The 16,637-nt window shown below is 70.7% G+C and carries 12 protein-coding genes; 10 read left to right on the top strand and 2 right to left on the bottom strand.

What is annotated here, in order from left to right; all coding sequences use genetic code 11:
• From AC1D2E_RS19830 to AC1D2E_RS19795, 8 genes are all read left to right on the top strand, one after another.
• A partial coding sequence (locus AC1D2E_RS19830; protein WP_478198981.1) for an ABC transporter substrate-binding protein occupies positions 1 to 1,107 on the top strand: 1,107 nt, incomplete at its 5' end.
• Positions 1,108 to 1,112: 5 nt separating this feature from the next.
• On the top strand, positions 1,113 to 1,832 hold the full coding sequence (locus tag AC1D2E_RS19825) for an ABC transporter ATP-binding protein (protein WP_478198980.1): 720 nt from the start codon (positions 1,113 to 1,115) through the stop codon (positions 1,830 to 1,832).
• Entirely contained in the window at positions 1,829 to 2,554 is a 726-nt protein-coding gene (locus AC1D2E_RS19820; RefSeq protein WP_478198979.1) for an ABC transporter ATP-binding protein, read from the top strand. The genes AC1D2E_RS19825 and AC1D2E_RS19820 overlap by 4 nt, the downstream gene beginning before the upstream one ends.
• Positions 2,551 to 3,411, top strand: a complete 861-nt coding sequence (locus AC1D2E_RS19815) for a branched-chain amino acid ABC transporter permease (RefSeq protein WP_478198978.1) — start codon at positions 2,551 to 2,553, stop codon at positions 3,409 to 3,411. The genes AC1D2E_RS19820 and AC1D2E_RS19815 overlap by 4 nt, the downstream gene beginning before the upstream one ends.
• Positions 3,412 to 3,433: 22 nt before the next feature.
• Positions 3,434 to 4,507: a branched-chain amino acid ABC transporter permease gene (locus AC1D2E_RS19810; RefSeq protein WP_478198977.1), complete on the top strand. Its 1,074-nt coding sequence runs from the start codon at positions 3,434 to 3,436 to the stop codon at positions 4,505 to 4,507.
• Positions 4,491 to 5,363, top strand: coding sequence for an intradiol ring-cleavage dioxygenase (locus AC1D2E_RS19805; protein ID WP_478172297.1), 873 nt, complete (start codon positions 4,491 to 4,493; stop codon positions 5,361 to 5,363). The genes AC1D2E_RS19810 and AC1D2E_RS19805 overlap by 17 nt, the downstream gene beginning before the upstream one ends.
• Positions 5,364 to 5,381: 18 nt before the next feature.
• Positions 5,382 to 6,149 (top strand): class I SAM-dependent methyltransferase, encoded by a 768-nt coding sequence (locus AC1D2E_RS19800; protein ID WP_478198976.1) that lies wholly within the window; start codon positions 5,382 to 5,384, stop codon positions 6,147 to 6,149.
• A 175-nt stretch (positions 6,150 to 6,324) separates the two neighbouring features.
• Positions 6,325 to 8,904 carry an ATP-binding protein gene (locus AC1D2E_RS19795; RefSeq protein WP_478198975.1) on the top strand — a complete coding sequence of 860 codons (2,580 nt, stop codon included), beginning with the start codon at positions 6,325 to 6,327 and terminating at the stop codon, positions 8,902 to 8,904.
• Here AC1D2E_RS19795 and AC1D2E_RS19790 read toward each other — a convergent pair.
• A complete protein-coding gene (locus AC1D2E_RS19790; RefSeq protein WP_478198974.1) occupies positions 8,885 to 12,565 on the bottom strand; it encodes an alpha/beta fold hydrolase in 3,681 nt (1,226 codons plus the stop codon). The two genes, AC1D2E_RS19795 and AC1D2E_RS19790, sit on opposite strands and share 20 nt — an antisense overlap.
• Positions 12,562 to 14,046 (bottom strand): metallophosphoesterase, encoded by a 1,485-nt coding sequence (locus AC1D2E_RS19785; RefSeq protein ID WP_478198973.1) that lies wholly within the window; start codon positions 14,044 to 14,046, stop codon positions 12,562 to 12,564. Before AC1D2E_RS19785 ends, AC1D2E_RS19790 begins: the two co-directional genes overlap by 4 nt.
• 363 nt (positions 14,047 to 14,409) lie before the next feature.
• On the opposite strand from AC1D2E_RS19785, the gene AC1D2E_RS19780 reads away from it, so the two are divergent.
• On the top strand, positions 14,410 to 15,078 hold the full coding sequence (locus tag AC1D2E_RS19780; RefSeq protein ID WP_478198972.1) for a GNAT family N-acetyltransferase: 669 nt from the start codon (positions 14,410 to 14,412) through the stop codon (positions 15,076 to 15,078).
• A gap of 197 nt (positions 15,079 to 15,275) precedes the next feature.
• Entirely contained in the window at positions 15,276 to 16,622 is a 1,347-nt protein-coding gene (locus AC1D2E_RS19775) for a TAXI family TRAP transporter solute-binding subunit (protein WP_478198971.1), read from the top strand.
• Positions 16,623 to 16,637 lie beyond the last annotated feature (15 nt).

Genomic DNA, 16,637 nt, shown 5'->3' with positions numbered 1-16,637 from the left:
GTCATCGACCAGATGAAGACCGTCTTCAAGGACGGCATCAGCGTCGGCGGCAAGAAGGTCGCGGTGCAGATCGTGCTGAAGGACAGCCAGTCGAATCCGAACCGCGCCGGCGAGGTCGCCAACGACCTGATCCTGAAGGAGAAGGTCGCGCTGGTGCTGACCGCCGGCACGCCCGAGACCGCCAACCCGGTCAGCGATGCCTGCGAGCTCAACGAGCTGCCCTGCATCTCGAGCGTGGTGCCGTGGCAGCCCTGGTTCTTCGGCCGCAAGGGCGATCCGGCCAAGGGCTTCGCCTGGACCTATCACCTGTTCTGGGGGCTGGAGGACGTGATCGCCAATTTCACGAGCGGCTGGAAGACTATTCCGACCAACAAGAAGGTCGGCGGCCTGTTCCCCAACGACGGCGACGGCAACGCCTGGGGCGACAAGGAACTCGGCTTCCCGAAGCCGCTGTCCCAGATGGGCTTCACGCTGGTCGACCCGGGCCGCTTCCAGAACGGCACGCAGGACTTCAGTGCCCAGATCGCGGCCTTCAAGAAGGACGGCGTGGAGATCGTCACCGGCGTCGTGATTCCGCCCGATGCCAAGACCTTCCTGACGCAGGCGCGCCAGCAGGGCTTCCGGCCGAAGATCATCACGCTCGGCAAGGCGCTGCTGTTCCCGGGCGCGATCGATGCGCTCGGCGATCTCGGCGATGGCTTGTCGACCGAAGTGTGGTGGAGCCCGTCGCATCCGTTCACTTCGAGCCTGACGAAGCAGAGCGCCAAGGCGCTGGCCGAGGCCTACGAGACCGGCGCCAAGAAGCAGTGGACGCAGCCGATCGGCTTTGCGCACGCCCTGTTCGAGGTGGCGGCCGATGCGCTCTCCCGCGCCAAGTCGCAGAAGGCCTCGGACGTGCGCGACGCCGTGGCGGCGACCTCGCTGGCCACCGTGGTCGGGCCGGTCAAGTGGGGCGGGCAGGGCCCGTTCCGGAACGTCAGCAAGACGCCGCTGGTGCTGGGCCAGTGGGGCAAGGGCAAGAAGTACAAGTACGAGCTGACGATCGTCAACAACGAGGCGGCGCCGGACATCCCTGTCGGCGGCACGCTGCGGCCGATGCCGGGCTGAACAGCATGACGCTGCTCTCGCTGCAGGCCGTCAGCAAGTCCTACGGGGCGCTCAAGGTCACCGACGACATCACGCTCGCGGTGGCCGAGGGCGAGACGCTCGGCATCCTCGGGCCCAACGGCGCGGGCAAGACCACGCTGTTCAACCTGATCTCGGGCGACGTGCGCGTGGATGCGGGCCGGGTCGAGTACGAAGGGCGCGACGTGACCGGACTCAAGCCGCACCAGCGCTGCCATGCGGGCATCGGGCGCAGCTATCAGGTGCCGCAGCCCTTCGGCAACATGAGCGTGTTCGAGAACCTCGTGACCGCCGCGTGTTTCGGTGCGCAACAGCGCGAGCAGGAGGCCTGGCAGACGGCGCACGAGGTGCTGGCGCAGACCGGGCTGATGGCGCGCGCCAACCAGCCGGCCGGTGGGCTCACGCTGCTCGACCGCAAGCGGCTCGAACTGGCGCGTGCGCTGGCGACCCGGCCGAAGCTGCTGTTGCTCGACGAGATCGCCGGCGGCCTGACCGAGCCCGAGGCGCGGCAGCTGGTCGAGGAGCTGCAGCAGATCAAGGCGCGCGGCGTGACCATGATCTGGATCGAGCACGTGGTGCATGCGCTGCTGTCGCTGGCCGACCGGCTGTTCGTCATCAACTTCGGGCAGAAGCTGGCGGAAGGCGAGCCGCGCGCGGTGATGAACGACCCGGAAGTGCGGCGGGTGTACATGGGGATCGAAGGATGACAGCCTTGCTTGCGACCGAAGGCCTCCAGGCTTTCTATGGTGATGCCCAGGCGCTGTTCGGCATCGACTTCGAGCTGCACGCCGGCGAGCTGCTGGCGATCATCGGTGCCAACGGGGCAGGCAAGACGACCTTCCTGAAATGCCTGGCCGGGCTGGTGCGGGCGCCACGCGAGGCGATCCGCTTCAAGGGCCTGCCGATCGGCGGCTTGCCGCCCGGCGAGATCGTGCGGCGCGGGCTGGCGATGGTGCCCGAGGGCCGGCGCCTGTTCCCGAGTCTCAGCGTCGAGGAGAACCTGCGGATGGGTGCGGCGAGCGGCCGCCGCGGTCCCTGGGACCTGAAGCGGCTGTACGAGATGTTCCCGATCCTGGCGCAGAAGCGCGGCGAGCCCGGCACTTCGCTGTCGGGCGGCCAGCAGCAGATGGTGGCGCTGGGCCGGGCGCTGATGAGCAACCCCGAGCTGCTGCTGTGCGACGAGCTGTCGCTCGGCCTGGCGCCGATCGTGATCCGCGAGATCTACGCCGCCATGCCGCGCATCACGGCCGAAGGCATGACGGTGGTGATCGTCGAGCAGGACGTCGGGATGGCGCAGCAGGTGTCGCAGCGCGTCTACTGCCTGCAGGAAGGGCGCGTGTCGCTCACCGGGCGCTCGAGCGAGCTCACGCGCGAGCAGATCTCGCAGGCCTACTTCGGGCTCGAGGCGCATGCGGAGGCGGCGCCATGATCGAGACCGTCATCCAGGGCCTGCTGCTCGGCGGCCTCTACACGCTGTTCGCGCTCGGCCTGTCGCTGATGTTCGGCGTCATGCGCCTGACCAACGTCGCGCAGGGCGACTTCATCATCCTGGCCGCGTTCGCCGCCATCGCCGGCGTCTCGCTGACCGGCAGCGCGCCGCTGTGGGTGCTGCTGGCGGTGCTGCCGATTGCCTTCTGCGTCGGCTACCTGCTGCAGCGCCACGTGCTCAACCGCACGCTGGGCAAGGATCCGCTGCCTTCGCTGGTCGTGACCTTCGGCCTCTCGATCGTGATCCAGAACCTGTTGCTGGAGCTGTTCTCGGCCGATCCGCGCTCGATCGAGATCGGCCCGCTGGCCACCGCGTCGCTGCGGCTCGGCGAATCGCTGGCGCTCGGCGTGCTGCCGCTGGTCATCCTGGCGGTGGCGCTGGCGGCCACGGCGGCGATGCAGTGGATGTTCGCGCGCACGCCGCTGGGCCGGACCTTCCGCGCGGTCTCCGACGATCGCGAAATCGCCGAGTTGATGGGCCTCAACGCGAACCGGGTCTATGCGCTGGCCACCGGCATCGCCTTCGTGCTGATCGCGATCGCCGGCGCGCTGCAGGGCATGCGCACCACGGTGTCGCCGTCGGACGGCCCGCTGCTGCTGCTGTTCGCCTTCGAGGCCGTGATCATCGGCGGCATGGGCTCGTTCTGGGGCACGCTGGCCGGCGCCATGATCCTCGGCCTTGCGCAGCAGATCGGCTTCCGGCTCGATCCGGGCTGGGGCATCTGGTTCGGCCATCTGGTGTTCCTCGCGGTGCTGGTGCTGCGGCCGCAGGGACTTTTTCCGAAGACGCGCGGCTGAGGCCGAAGAAATGGAACCGGTCATGAAGTCTCCGACATTCGACGTGGTGCGTGGCACGGCCGCGAGCCGCGCCCTGCTGTGGGCCGCCGCCGCAGGGGTGGTCGGCGCCGCCACGCTGCCGTTCTGGGGCGAATCGAGCTGGATGCGCGAGTTCGTCGAGATCGCCTGCTACTTCATCTTCGCGATGATGTGGAACCTGCTGGCGGGCTACGGCGGCATGGTGAGCATCGGGCAGCAGGCCTTCTTCGGCTTCGGCGGCTATGTGATGCTGATGCTCGGCAACTTCGCCGGCGTCAATCCCTTCGTCGCGATCCCGCTCGGCGCGCTGGCGGCCGGGCTCATCGCGGTGCCGGTGTCCTTCGTCGCCTTCCGGCTCTCGGGCGGCTACTTTGCCATCGGCACCTGGGTGATCGCCGAGGTGTTCCGTCTCAGCTTCGCCAACGTGTCGGCGGTAGGCGGCGGCTCGGGCACGACGCTGACCGCCCTGCGCGGCATCGAGCGCGCGACCCGCGAGAGCGTCACCTACTGGACGGCGCTGGGCTGCGTGGTGGCGGCGGTCGCGCTGGTCTACTTGTTCCTGCGCAGCAAGCGCGGGCTGGCGCTGCTGGCGATCCGCGACAACGAGGTCGCCGCCGAATCGCAAGGCATCCCGGTCGCGCGCATGAAGCTCGCGGTCTACGTGGTGGCGGCCTTCGGCGCCGGCCTGGCAGGGGCGCTCTATTTCGTCGGCAACCTGCGCATCAGCCCCGATGCGGCCTTCAGCGTCAACTGGACCGCCTTCGCGATCTTCATGGTCGTGATCGGCGGCATCGGCCGCATCGAGGGGCCGCTGGTCGGGGCGCTCATCTTCTGGGCGCTGAACAAGTTCCTGAGCGACTACGGCACCTGGTACCTGCTCGGGCTCGGGCTGCTGGCGATCGTCGTCACCATCTTCTTCAAGCAAGGCCTCTGGGGCTACGCGCAGCAGCGCTGGGGCTGGTCGCTGTTCCCGACGCAGCGACGGCTGGCCGTGCAGGATGCGGCGGCCTCGAAGCGTTCGATGCCTGCCGCGCGTCCCCCTGAACTGGAGCTTCATCCCCATGCGAAACATCAATGAAAACACCATCACCGCCGCCGTGCTCGATCGCATGGCGGGCTGCGAGAACCCGCGGCTGAAGGAAGTGATGTCGGCGCTGGTGCGCCATCTGCACGACTTCGCGCGCGAAGTGAAGCTGACCGAGGCCGAGTGGGCCGCCGGCATCGAGTTCCTGACCGCGACAGGCCAGAAGTGCGATGCCAAGCGGCAGGAGTTCATCCTGCTGTCGGACACGCTGGGCCTGTCGATGCTGACCGTGGCAATGAACCACGCGAAGAGCGCCCAGGCCACCGAGGCGACCGTGTTCGGCCCCTTCCACGTTCAGGGCGCGCCCCGGCTGCCGCTCGGCGCCGACATCTCGGGCGGTGCCGCGGGCGAGCCGCTGTTCGTGCAGGCCACCGTGCACGGCCGCGATGGCGAGCCGGTCGCCGATGCCGAGGTCGATGTCTGGGAGGCCGACGCCGAAGGCTTCTACGACGTGCAGCGCCCGGGACTGGATCGCCCGCAGGGCCGGGCCGTCTTTCGCACCGACGCCGAGGGCCGGCTGTGGTTCCGCGGCGTGATGCCGGTGGCCTATCCGATCCCCACCGACGGGCCGGTGGGTGCGATGCTGCGGGCGACCCGGCGCCATCCGTGGCGTCCCGCGCACGTCCACTTCATGATCCGGGCGCCGGGCTACGAGACGCTCATCACGCACGTGTTCCGCGAGGGCGACGACTACCTCGACAGCGACGCGGTGTTCGGCGTGCGCAGCTCGCTGATCGGCGATTTCGTCTCGCATCCCGCCGGCACCGGGCCCGACGGCAGCGTGCAGGCCGGGTCCTTCCACACGCTGGCCTTCGATTTCGTGCTGGAGCCTGCCGTTGCGCCTGGCTAACGTGGCCATAATGCCCCGATGCACCGCCCCCGCCCGTCGACCCCTCCGCCAGCGGCGCTCGCGCCGCACACGCCGCTGCCGGCCTACTACGGCGACGAGGCCGAGCACCAGCAGTTCCTGCGCCGCATCTTCGACGACACCGCGCCCGACTACGACCGCATCGAACGGGTGCTGGCGCTCGGCTCGGGGCCCTGGTATAGGCGCTCGGCGCTGCAGCGCGCCGGGCTCGCGGCCGGCGCGCAGGTGCTCGACGTCGGCATCGGCACCGGGCTGGTCGCCCGCGAAGCGCTGACGCTGATCGGCCCGCGCGGGCAGCTGGTCGGCGTCGACCCGAGCCCGGGGATGATGGGCCAGGTGGCACTGCCGGGCGTCGAGCTGGTGCGCGGCCGGGCCGAGGCACTGCCGCGGCCCGATGCCAGCAGCGACTTCGTCAGCATGGGCTACGCACTGCGCCACATCGCCGACGTGAACGCGGCCTTTGCCGAATTCTTCCGCGTGCTGCGGCCGGGCGGCCGGCTGCTGGTGCTGGAGATCACCAAGCCTTCGGGTCGCGTCGGCACGGCGGTGCTCAAGGGCTACATGCGCGGCGTGGTGCCGCTGATCGCCCGGGTGGTGGCGCGCGGGCACGACACGGCCGAGCTGTGGCGCTACTACTGGGACACGATCGAGGCCTGCATCGCGCCGGAATCGGTGCTGGCCGCATTGCGCGCCGCCGGCTTCGAGGACGTCCAGCGGCATGTCGAACTCGGCGTCTTCTCCGAGTACAGCGCGATCAAGCCGGGTTGAGCGGGCACGATCAGCGCCGGTCGTCAACCGATGAGGGATGCGCCGAAGCGCGCAATCAGTTACAAACCCACCCGGGCGCGCGGGGCACGCACGCCTTCAACCAGGAGCGGAACCATGGCAGTGGGACAGGGGGGCGGGGTGCGCGGCATCGAGGGCGAAGCGACAGGGGGGGCGCGTGCAGGTCACTGAGTCGATCTATCGCTTCGACCGCGTCGAGTTGAATCCTGCCAGCCGCGAATTGCGGGTGGACGGCGAGCCGGCCGCCCTCGGCGCCCGTGCCTTCGATGTGCTGCTGGCGCTGATCACGCACCGCGAGCGCATGCTGACGAAGAACGAGCTGCTCGACCTCGTCTGGCCCAAGCTCGTGGTCGAGGAGAACAATCTCCAGGTCCAGGTGAGCGCGCTGCGCAAGCTGCTCGGCGCCAAGGCCATCGTGACGGTGCCCGGACGCGGCTATCGCTTTGCCGCCGTGCTGGACGACTCGTCCCCGGCCGATGTCCGCGCGCCCGCGGTGGCCGCGCCGGCCTCCCCGGCGTTGCAATCCGAGCTGGGAAACCTGAATGCGGCGCTCCCTCCCTTGCTGGGCCGCGCCCAGGATCTGGCCCGGTTGCGCGATCTGGTGCGCGAACACCGGCTGGTCAGCCTGCTCGGGGCGGGCGGCATCGGCAAGACCAGCCTGGCCCGGGCCCTGGCCCGGGAGCTGGCGCATGGCTTTCGCGATGGCGCCTGGATGGTCGAGCTGGCCCACGTCACGGAGCCTGCTGCCGTGCCGGGCGCGGTGGCCCGGGCACTGCGCATCGGATTGCCCGGCCATGCCGATCCGGCGGTCGAGCTGGCCGAACGCCTGCGCGGCCGCGAACTGCTGCTGCTGGACAACTGCGAGCACCTGATCGATGCCGCCGCGGCGCTGGTCGGCCATCTGCTGGCGGCCGTGCCCGAACTGCACATCCTTGTCACCAGCCAGGAGCCGCTGCGGCTGGCCGCCGAGCAGTCGATGCGGCTGGGCACGCTGGCCGTGCCGGTCGACGCCGACTCGGCCGACGCTGCGGCCCATGGGGCGCTGGTCCTGTTCGCCGCGCGCGTCGGCGCGCTGCAGCCGGGCTTCCGGCTCGACGATTCCAATCTCGAGGCCGTGGTGGACATCTGCCGCGCGCTCGACGGCATGCCGCTGGCACTGGAGCTCGCCGCCGCCCGGGTGCCGCTGCTCGGCGTGCACGGGGTGCGGCAGCACCTGGGGCAGCGCCTGCGCATCCTCAACAACGGCGCCCGGGATGCACCGTCGCGCCACCGCACGCTGCGCGCGACGCTCGACTGGAGCCACGCGCTGCTGAGCCCGCTGGAGCAGCGGGTGTTTCGCCGGCTCGGCGTCTTCGTCGGCGGCTTCGGCCTCGAGCTGGCGCAGCAGGTGGCGGCGGACGACAGCCTCGATGCCTGGACCGTGCTCGACCTGCTCGGCAACCTGATCGACAAGTCGATGGTGGTGCTCGAAGCCGGCGCCACGCCGCGCTACCGGCTGCTCGAGAGCGCCCGCGCCTATGCGCGCGAGGGGCTCGAAGCGGCCGGCGAATGGGAGCGCCTGCGCGAATGGCACGCGCGCTGCATGCGCGCGGCGATCGACCGCCCGGCGCGGGCCGGACGCACGGGTTTCGAATCGATGGACCCGTGGGTGATGGCCTGCATCCCGGAGATCGACAACCTGCGCAGCGCCATCGAATGGGCCTGCGGCGAGGGCGGCGACGCGGCGCTGGCCCTCGAGTTGGTGAACATCGCGGCGGTGCTCATGTACCAGGCCGGGCGCTATGGCGAGGGCGTGCGCTGGATGCGGATGGCCGAAGCCCTGGTCGGCGACGACACCCCGCCATTCGTGGCGGCCGATTTCCACATGGGCCTGGCGATGGTCGGCCTGCACGGCGGCGTCAGCGCCCAGGAGCGCATGACGCTGCTGGCGCGGACGCGCGCCATCTTCGAGCAGGAACTGGCGCAGGAGGAGGCCCAGGGCCGCCTGGTGATCGCCCTGTGCATGAGCGCCTACGTTGGGGCGGTGACGGCCGACTTCGAAGGCGCCGAGCGCCATCTCGCCCGGGGCCTCGAGTTGATCGAGCAGCCGCACCTGCATGGCTTCCGCGGCCTCTGGCTCTACAACTGCGGCATGGTCCGGCGCTACCAGGGACGGACCGAGGAGGCGCTGGCCGCCTTTGCCCAGGCCCTGCCGCTGGTGCGCGCCGGCGGCGATGCGCGCGTCCTGTTCTACGTGCTCAACAACCTGGCCGCGCTGCACCAGGAGATCGGCCATGTCGACGAGGCGGTGGACCAGTTCCGCGCCATGATCGAGCATCTGCGTCGTTCGCCGATGACCGATGCCCAGATGATGGCCTTTGCGCTCAACTGGTACGCGCATGCCCTGACGGTGCAGGGCACGCTGTCGGAGGCCCAGGCCCAGGTCATGCAGAGCCTGCCGCATTGCCGTCGCTCGCTGGGCCTGCGCCATTTCGCGGGCATGCTGGCCCTGCTGGCGGCGCGGCAGGGCCGTTTGCGCGACGCCGCGCGGATGGTCGGCTGCGACGATGCGGCACGCGCGCGGCGCGGCGAGGTGCGCAGCCAGACCGACACCCGCATGCTCAATGCCACGCTGGCCCTGGTCGGTGCCGTCCATGCACCGGCCGAGGTGGCGGCCTGGCGCCTCGAGGGCGCCGGCCTCGACGAGGATGCCGCCATCGCGCTGGCCTCGGCCGGCCTCAGAGCGGTGCCGGCCTGACACCTTCGAGTTGCGCGATCAGCGTCGGGAAGATGTCGCGCGCGGCGTTGCGGCCGACGAACAGGTCCATGTGCGCATAGCCCTCGAACACGTGGCGGGTGTAGAGCGCCGGGTCGTTGTGCCTCGATAGCCAGGCCTGCGTGCGCATGGAGGTCTCGGGAAAGAACAGCTGGTTGCCGGCGCCGGCCACGAAGCTGATCGGCAGCGCCAGCCGCGGCGCGTTGGCCGGCGTCGCGTAGACGTCGCGGCCTTCGCTGTCGACCGCCTTGGCGCGCTGCATGATCAGGCTCAGGTGCTCGAAGGGATGCAGCGACACGCTGCCGAACATCTGCGCCAGCGCGGTGTGCGTGGCGTGGTTGAGCTGCGCGTGCGCATACGAGGCGCCGAAGATCGAGAACACGCGGTGGCACAGCGGGTTCTTGCATTCCTCGCCGGCCGGCACCGGCACCTTCCAGGCCAGCGTGTCGATCTCGCGGTCGAGGTCGGTGCTGCCGGGCACGCTGTCGAAGCGTCCGTTGAGCGGCGCATAGTTCTCGAGCACCCGGGCCAGGCCGATGTCGGCCTTGGCGTCGTTCAGCCAGCCCGTGACCGGGTGCAGCGTGAGCTGCGAAGACACCAGCGAGCGCACGCCGGTCATGCCGGCCAGGAGCGCCATCAGCAGGCTCATCGAGCCGACGCAATGGGCGATCGCCTGCAGGTCCTTCGCGCCCGTGGCCTGCAGGATGAAGCGCACCGCGGCCGGCCAGTCGGTGCGCGCGATGTCGTCGATCGTGAAGGGCGCGATCGGGCTGCCGGAGTCGGGGCTGGCCCGGTAGTCGAACAGCCAGACGTCGTAGCCGCGCTCGCAGAGCGCCTCGACCAGGTTCTGGTCGACGGTGTCGGTCGCGAACGAGGAGGCCCGCACCGAGAAGCCCGGCGCCAGCACCACCGGCCCGAGCGTGCCGCCGGTGTAGCGCGTGAGCCTGATCCGAAAGCCGTCGCCGACATCGATGTGGTGCACCACCGGCGCCGGTGCGCGCAGGGCGCGGCGCGGGATTTGCGCCAGGTCGAGCGCCGGGAAGTTGTGGAGGTCGGCGAGCAGCCCGCCATAGGCGCGGAACAGCGTCATGCCGAAGAAGGCGCCGAACTTGGCGAGGTAGGCGCTGGCGATGGCCCTCTGCGCCGCCGGTACGTGGGCTTCGATCACGCCGGGCAGGCTCGGCGGTGGCTTCATCTCGAGGCTCGAGCCTTGCCACAGCAGGTCCTCGAGGTCCAGCGTCAGGATGCCCTGCGCCACCAGCGAGCCGGTCATGCCGTCGCCGTCGTAGACCCGCACGAACAGGGTCGTGGTGTCGGTCCACGGCGAGGAGCCGGGCCGCTGGTGCAGCACCTTGTGGCCCTTGAAGCGCAGCCGCGAGTCGCCGCGCCGAAGCACCATTTCGTAGGTCATGGTCCAGGTCTCGACCCGCTGGGCGTCGGCCGGCAGCAGGTGGAACACGCCGCTGGCCACCGGCATCGGCTCGCTCCACAGCGCCGGGCAGGTCACGCTGCCGGTGATGCGGGCCGGATGCGTCGGGTCCGAAACCATCTGGTGCAGGTCGCCGGTGTGGATCGTGAGCTCGAAGCGCATGGACTGGCCCCGCGCCTTGCCCCAGGTGCAGGCGAGCTCGTAGTCGCTCGCCATCCGCTGCTGCGCGCCGCTGCGCGGCAGCACCGCCTCGGTGCTGATCCAGCCGTGCATGGTCTCGGTGAACTGGAAGCTCGGGCTCAGCAGCGCCGGGTCCTTCCGGATGACCTCGCTGATCGCGTCCTTGGCGAGAGCGATGGCGGTGGCCTCGACACCGTCGACGATGCGCCGCAGCAGTCCCGGCGGCGGTGGTGCGGCGGTGGCCGAGGCCGGCAGTGGCGCGCGCGGCGCCAGGCCGAGGTCCAGCGCCCAGCCGCGCTGGTCGCACAGCAGCTGGCAGGCGCGCTCGGCCAGCGCAGTGATGGTCAGCAGCGGGTTGACGCCGGCCGCGCCCGGCAGTACCGCGCCGTCGCAGACGTAGAAGCCTTCATGCACCTCCTGGCCGTCGCGGCCCGCGAACACCTGGCTGCGGTGGTTGACCACGCCGTCGGCGGCGCTGTCACCCATGCCGCATCCGCCCAGCGGATGCACCGTGATCAGTTTGCGGCCCAGCGCTTCGCTCCACAGCGGGTTCGGGATGAACTGGCCCTGCACCGCCTCGTTGGCCGCCTGCAGCCACTGGTTGTCCTTGGCGATCACCGGGCTGGCGCCGGCCTCGGGCCAATCGATGCGCAGCCGGTCGTCCCGCAGGCGCAGCGTGCCGCCGGCATCGTCCACGCTCATCACCAGGTAGGTCTGGGTGCGTGCCACCGCGCCGGTGTAGGCCGCCATGGCCAGGCCGCCGGGGTTCTGCACCGCCTCGCTCATGGCCTGTGCGTCGAGCAGGCGCGACTTGGCCTCGGCCACGCCGTAGGCGAATTCGCCCCCCTTCATCGCATCGGCGAAGAACAGGGCTGGCGTCAGCATCGACGCCAGCGCGCCGGGGATCACGCCTTCCTCGATCACCAGGCCGTCGCCCACCTCGGGCGCGTTGCGCAGGTCGATCACGCCGGTGATGCAGGGGCCGGGCAGCTGCTCCGGCGTCAGCTTGCTGCGGCCGGCGCCGACGCCGTGGATGCTGCTGCGGACTGCGTTCCCCTCGGCGTCGGGGGCGGTCCGCCAGTGGGTGTCGAAGCCCAGCGCCAGCACGTCGCCGTTGCCGGAGAAGCGCGTACCAAGCCGGTCCGACAAGGGCAGGCCATGCGCGCGCGAGCGCAGCAGGATCTCGGTCGAGCCCAACGCCCCGGCGCCGAGCATCACCACGTCGGCGGTCACGCTGCGTGGCGCGGTCGACGCCGGCGCGGCCTCGCCGCGCAGCGCCACCGGGTCGAAGACCACGCGCCAGCGATCGCCGTCGCGCTCGACATGGCTCACGCGCGCGCCGGTGAAGATCTCGGCGCCATGGTTCGCCGCGTCCGGCAGGTAGTTCATCAGCGTGGTGTTCTTGGCGCCCACGTTGCAGCCGCTGGTGCAGTCGCCGCACAGGTTGCAGCGCGGCTGCGGGACGCCGAAGGGGTTCAGCTGGTCGACGAAGTTGACCGCGATCGGCGGCCGCCTGAACGGCCGCTTCATCGCCTTGGCCGATTTCTCGAGCGCCTGCAGCTTGTTGAGCGGCGGGTAGTCGTCGGGGTAGGGCGAGGGATCCAGCATCTGCCGGGCGCGCGCGATGTAGGGGTCGAGCAGCGCCGGGTCGCGGCGGAAGGGCTCGGGCCAGGGCGTGGCGCCGAACAGCCGCGGATCGATCTCGAGGGCCACGTTGGCATTGATCAGCGAGGTGCCGCCAAGGCCGCAGCCGACCATCGCGAGCATGTCGTCGTTGAGGTGCAGGTTGTAGAGCCCGTCGGCGGCGCCGAGCTTGCCGCGCGCGCCGTCGACCTGCATGTCGGCCCCCGCGCCGGCCATGTCGTCCGGGTAGTCGCCGGGCAGGATCTCGCGGCCGCGCTCGAGCACGCAGACCGACTGGCCGGCGCGCGCCAGCCGCGAGGCGGCGACGCCGGCGCCGTAGCCGGAGCCGACCACGACCACGGTGTAGTGGGAGGCCAGCTGCTCGAGCGGCCGTGCGATGCGTTTCATCATGGGGCGGAATCCTCGGCCCGGGCCGAGGCGTGGAAGAACTTGTCGAGCAATTGGGCGGCGCGGTCTTCGGTGGCCTGCCGGGCCGCGCGCGAGAAGGCCTGCCAGGCGGGCGCCGTGCGTTCGAGCCCGGCGGCCAGGGCGGCCAGCATCGGGTTGTCGCGGTCGCGGAAGCCGCCGACGCCCTGCGCCTGCACCGGTGCCATGCGGCCGTTGACCGGGTCGTTGAAGAGCCGCAGCGACGCGAGGTTGAGCGCTTCGTCGATGAACACCGCCGCAGCGCCCTGGGTCGAGGCCATGGTCGGCTGGTCCATCACCCAGCCGCCGGTGTTGAAGACCCGCACGGGCCGGTCGAAGCCGGCCACCGGCAGTTCGTCCTGGAACGGCTTGTGGGTGTGGCCGAAGACGAAGGCGAGGTCGAGCCCGGACGGCCGCAGGCCGGCGTGCTCGAGCTGCAGCTTGACCGGGCCCGACAGGAACCAGCGCAGGTCGGCGACGTCGCTGGCGGTCATCAGCTCGAGGGTGCTGTCGCGCTGCGACTCCGCGCCCCGGCCGAGCGTGACATCGAGCGCGCCCAGCAGCAGCTGGTCGAGCGTGATCCCCTGCACCGTCGGCATCTTGCCGCTGACGCCGAAGCGCTGGCCGAGCCGGGCCACGAGCAGGGCCGACAGGCGCTGGGCGAAGCGCTGCGAGGCGCCGGCGTCGCGCATCACCTCGTACAGCGTGGTCGCCTCGGTGCCGGTGGCGCCGGCGCTGCCGAGGTCCGACCACAGGAAGTCGACCCAGGCGCCGTTCTGGGTCTCGAGCTGCGCCATCGAGGCCGGGCCGCGGCCGTGGGGGCCCGGCGTCTGCGCATCGAGGGCCGAGACCACGCGGTACATCGGGTCCACGTAGTGGCCGTGGTGCAGCACCACGCAGCGCTGGCGGTCGGCGTCGAGCAGGCCGAGGTTGGGGTAGGCGATCTCGACCCGGGTCTCTTTCAGGGCCGGATGGCGGTTGATCAGGCCGGTCAGCATCGGCGACTGGATGCCGCTCGCATCGGGCGCCTGGAACAGCGGCGTGTGCGCGATCAGGTTGCTGTCGATGCGGCCTTCGCGCAGGCCGTTCTGGAAGTGCTGGTCCTGGGCGATGCGCCACAGGTGGTGGTCGTGGTTCCCCGGCACGCAGAGCACGCGCGGCGCGAACAGCGGCCGGTCGCCGTCGAGCATCACGGCCTCGACAAAGCAGCGGAAGGCGGCGGCGACGCTGCCCATCGGCGACAGGCCCATGTCGAGCACGTCGCCGAGCAGGATCAGCGTCGGCGGCGGGCCATCGCCGAGCGTGCCGAGCAGCTGGCGCAGGGCCTGGCCCAGTGCCGCCAGCGTGTCGCTGGGCCGGCTCGGGTCGGGCTGTCCCTTGGCGTCGGTCGATGTGAGGGTGCTGTAGCCGGCACCGAGGTGCAGGTCGGACAGGCAGACATAGCGGGGTCCGACTCCGGCGCTCATAAGGCAAGCTCCGTGCTGCGCACTGCGGTGCGAGCGCCTTCGGGCGGCCGGGCGGCGCTCATTGGGAAACCTTCGTGCTTCGCACTGCGGTGCGAGCTTGCTTGGGGCGGCCCGGCGCGGCGCTCATGCGGCAAAGGCTCCGGGGATCAGGAGGACGGTAATCCCGTTCATGTTCGCTTCCATTCGATTCAGGGCAATCGGTGCCCGGCATGGAGTGTGACCGTTGCCGCCCCGGGGCGTCCTGAATCCGTCCTGAAGCGTGCTGAATCCGGTGCGCGCATTCAGCACGCTTCAGCACGCCTTAAGGACTGCAAGGCCGGGCGGAGAGAACCTTGGGCTTCCTCCACCAGCCGCCCAAATGCCATGCGCCGACCGCACACTTCCCCCGCCGCTGCCATCGCCGCGTCGCTGCGTGCCGTCGGCCAGCCGCGCAGCGCGATCCTGCGCAACGGCGTGCGGGCCCGGATCCGTCCGCTGCGCCTGGACGATGCGCGCCGCTTCGGCGACTTCGTCGGCAAGCTCTCGGGGGCCTCGCGCGATGACCGCTTCCATGGCGAAGTCGGCGACTGCACGCCGTTCACGCTGCAGCAGCTGGTCTGCGTCGACGGCGTGCGCCATGTCGTCTTCGTCGCCGCGGTCGCGCTGGCCGATGGCGAGGAGCTCATCGGCGAGGTGCGCTACCGCGTCGGCGACGAACCGGGCTGCGCCGAAGTGGCGATCGCCGTCGTCGATGCCTGGCAGGGCCAGGGCCTGGCCGACCAGCTGATCGACTGCCTGCTCGAAGCGGCCCACGATGCCGGCCTGCGCCGGCTCTACGGCGAGGTGCTGGCGACCAACACCCGAATGATCGGCTTCCTGCACCGCATGGGCTTCCAGACCTGCCCGCAGGGCTCCAGCGGCGACCTGCTTCGCCTCGAGCGCGGCGTGTCGCCGCGCCGGCCACAGGGCGCCCGGGGCCTGCCCGGCGCCTTGCGCCGCTGGTTGATCGGCCAGTTCGCACTGGGGGTCCAGTCGCCGTTGAAGACGCCATGACGACCGACCGGAGTCCTGTGGTCTGTGGGGGGCGGCCGGGCGCATCGTGAGGGCCGGGCGGCTGCCGCAGGTCCGTGTTTGTCCGGGGTCCGCGGCCTTGCCGATCGCGATTCCGTGCGGTTTTGCATGGGTTCGGCGGCAGAATCGGGCTCCCCCATCAGCCCCCATCAGCCCCCATCAGCCCCCAGCTTCCCCGCATGAAGTCCCCCCCGCTGCCCTCCCTGCCCACCGGTCGCCGCCTGCTGTACTGGATCGTGGGGGTCGCGGTCCTCACGGCGCTGGTCTGGGCGGTCGTGCGCTACGTGAGTCCGGCGCCGCCGCGCTCGCTGGTGATGAGCACCGGCGTGGCCGACGGTGCCTACCACCGTTTCGGAGAGCGCTACCAGGAGATCCTGCGAGCCAACGGCATCCGGCTCGAACTGCGCGCCTCGAGCGGCGGGGTCGAGAACCTGCAGCGGCTCAACGACGGCACGGTGTCGGTGGGCTTCGTGCAGGGCGGGACCGGCGTGCTGGCGCAGGATCCCGACGCAGCGCCCGACTCGACGCCGCTGCGCTCGCTGGCCACGGTTGCCTTCGAGCCGGTCTGGATCTTCAGCACCCGCCTCGACCTGTCGAAGGGCCTGGGGCCGCTGGCCGGCAAGCGCATCGCGGTCGGGGTCCCCGGCAGCGGCAATCTCAAGGTGGCCAGCGACCTGCTGGCGGTCTATGGCGTGGTGGACGGCGCGCAAGGCACCACCTTCGTCAGCGAAGGCGGCATGGCGGCGGCGCAGCTGCTCGCCAGCGGCCAAGTCGATGCGGTCTTCATCATCGCCGCGCCTCAGGCGCCGGCGGTGCAGAAGCTGCTTGCGGACGAGGGGGTGCGGCTGGCATCGCTGGATCACGTGGAAGGCCTGGCACGGCGGTTCCCGTTCTTCCAGCCCGTGAGCCTCAAGCGCGGCTCGGTCGATCCGAAGCGCGACCTGCCGCCGCAGGACATCCAGCTTCTCGCCACCACCGCCAACCTGGTGGTGCGCGACGAGCTGCACCCGGCGCTGGCCTACCTGCTGCTCGAGGCGGCGCGGCAGGTCCACCGGCCGCCCAGCATCATCGACCGGCCCGGCGACTTCCCGAGCCCGACCGGCACCGACTTCCCGCTCGCGAGCGAGGCCGAGCGCTATTTCAAGAACGGCCGGCCGTTCCTGCAGAGCTACCTGCCTTTCTGGGCCGCGAACTACGTGCAGCGCCTGCTGCTGCTGCTGGTGCCGCTGGCGGCCATCCTGGTGCCGGTGGCCCGTGTGCTGCCCGAGGTCATCGCCTGGCGTCGCCAGAGCGGCCTGTTCCGCCGCTACGGCGAGCTGAAGTTCCTCGAGCAGGACCTGGCATCGCGCAAGCTCGACGACGACGAGCGCCGCGAAGCCCGGGCCCAGCTCGACCGGATCGAGGAGGAGGTCATCCAGACCAAGTTCCCGCTCGATTTCACCGACCGGGTCTACACGCTGCGGCAGCACGTCGACTATGTGCGGGCGCAGTTGCAGCGACAGGGGGAGCCGCACCCGAAGGACTGAATCGGACGCGTCGTG

The sequence above is a fragment of the Variovorax sp. P1_H2 genome (genome assembly GCF_056405295.1).
This window is presented reverse-complemented; position numbering and strand designations above follow the sequence as displayed.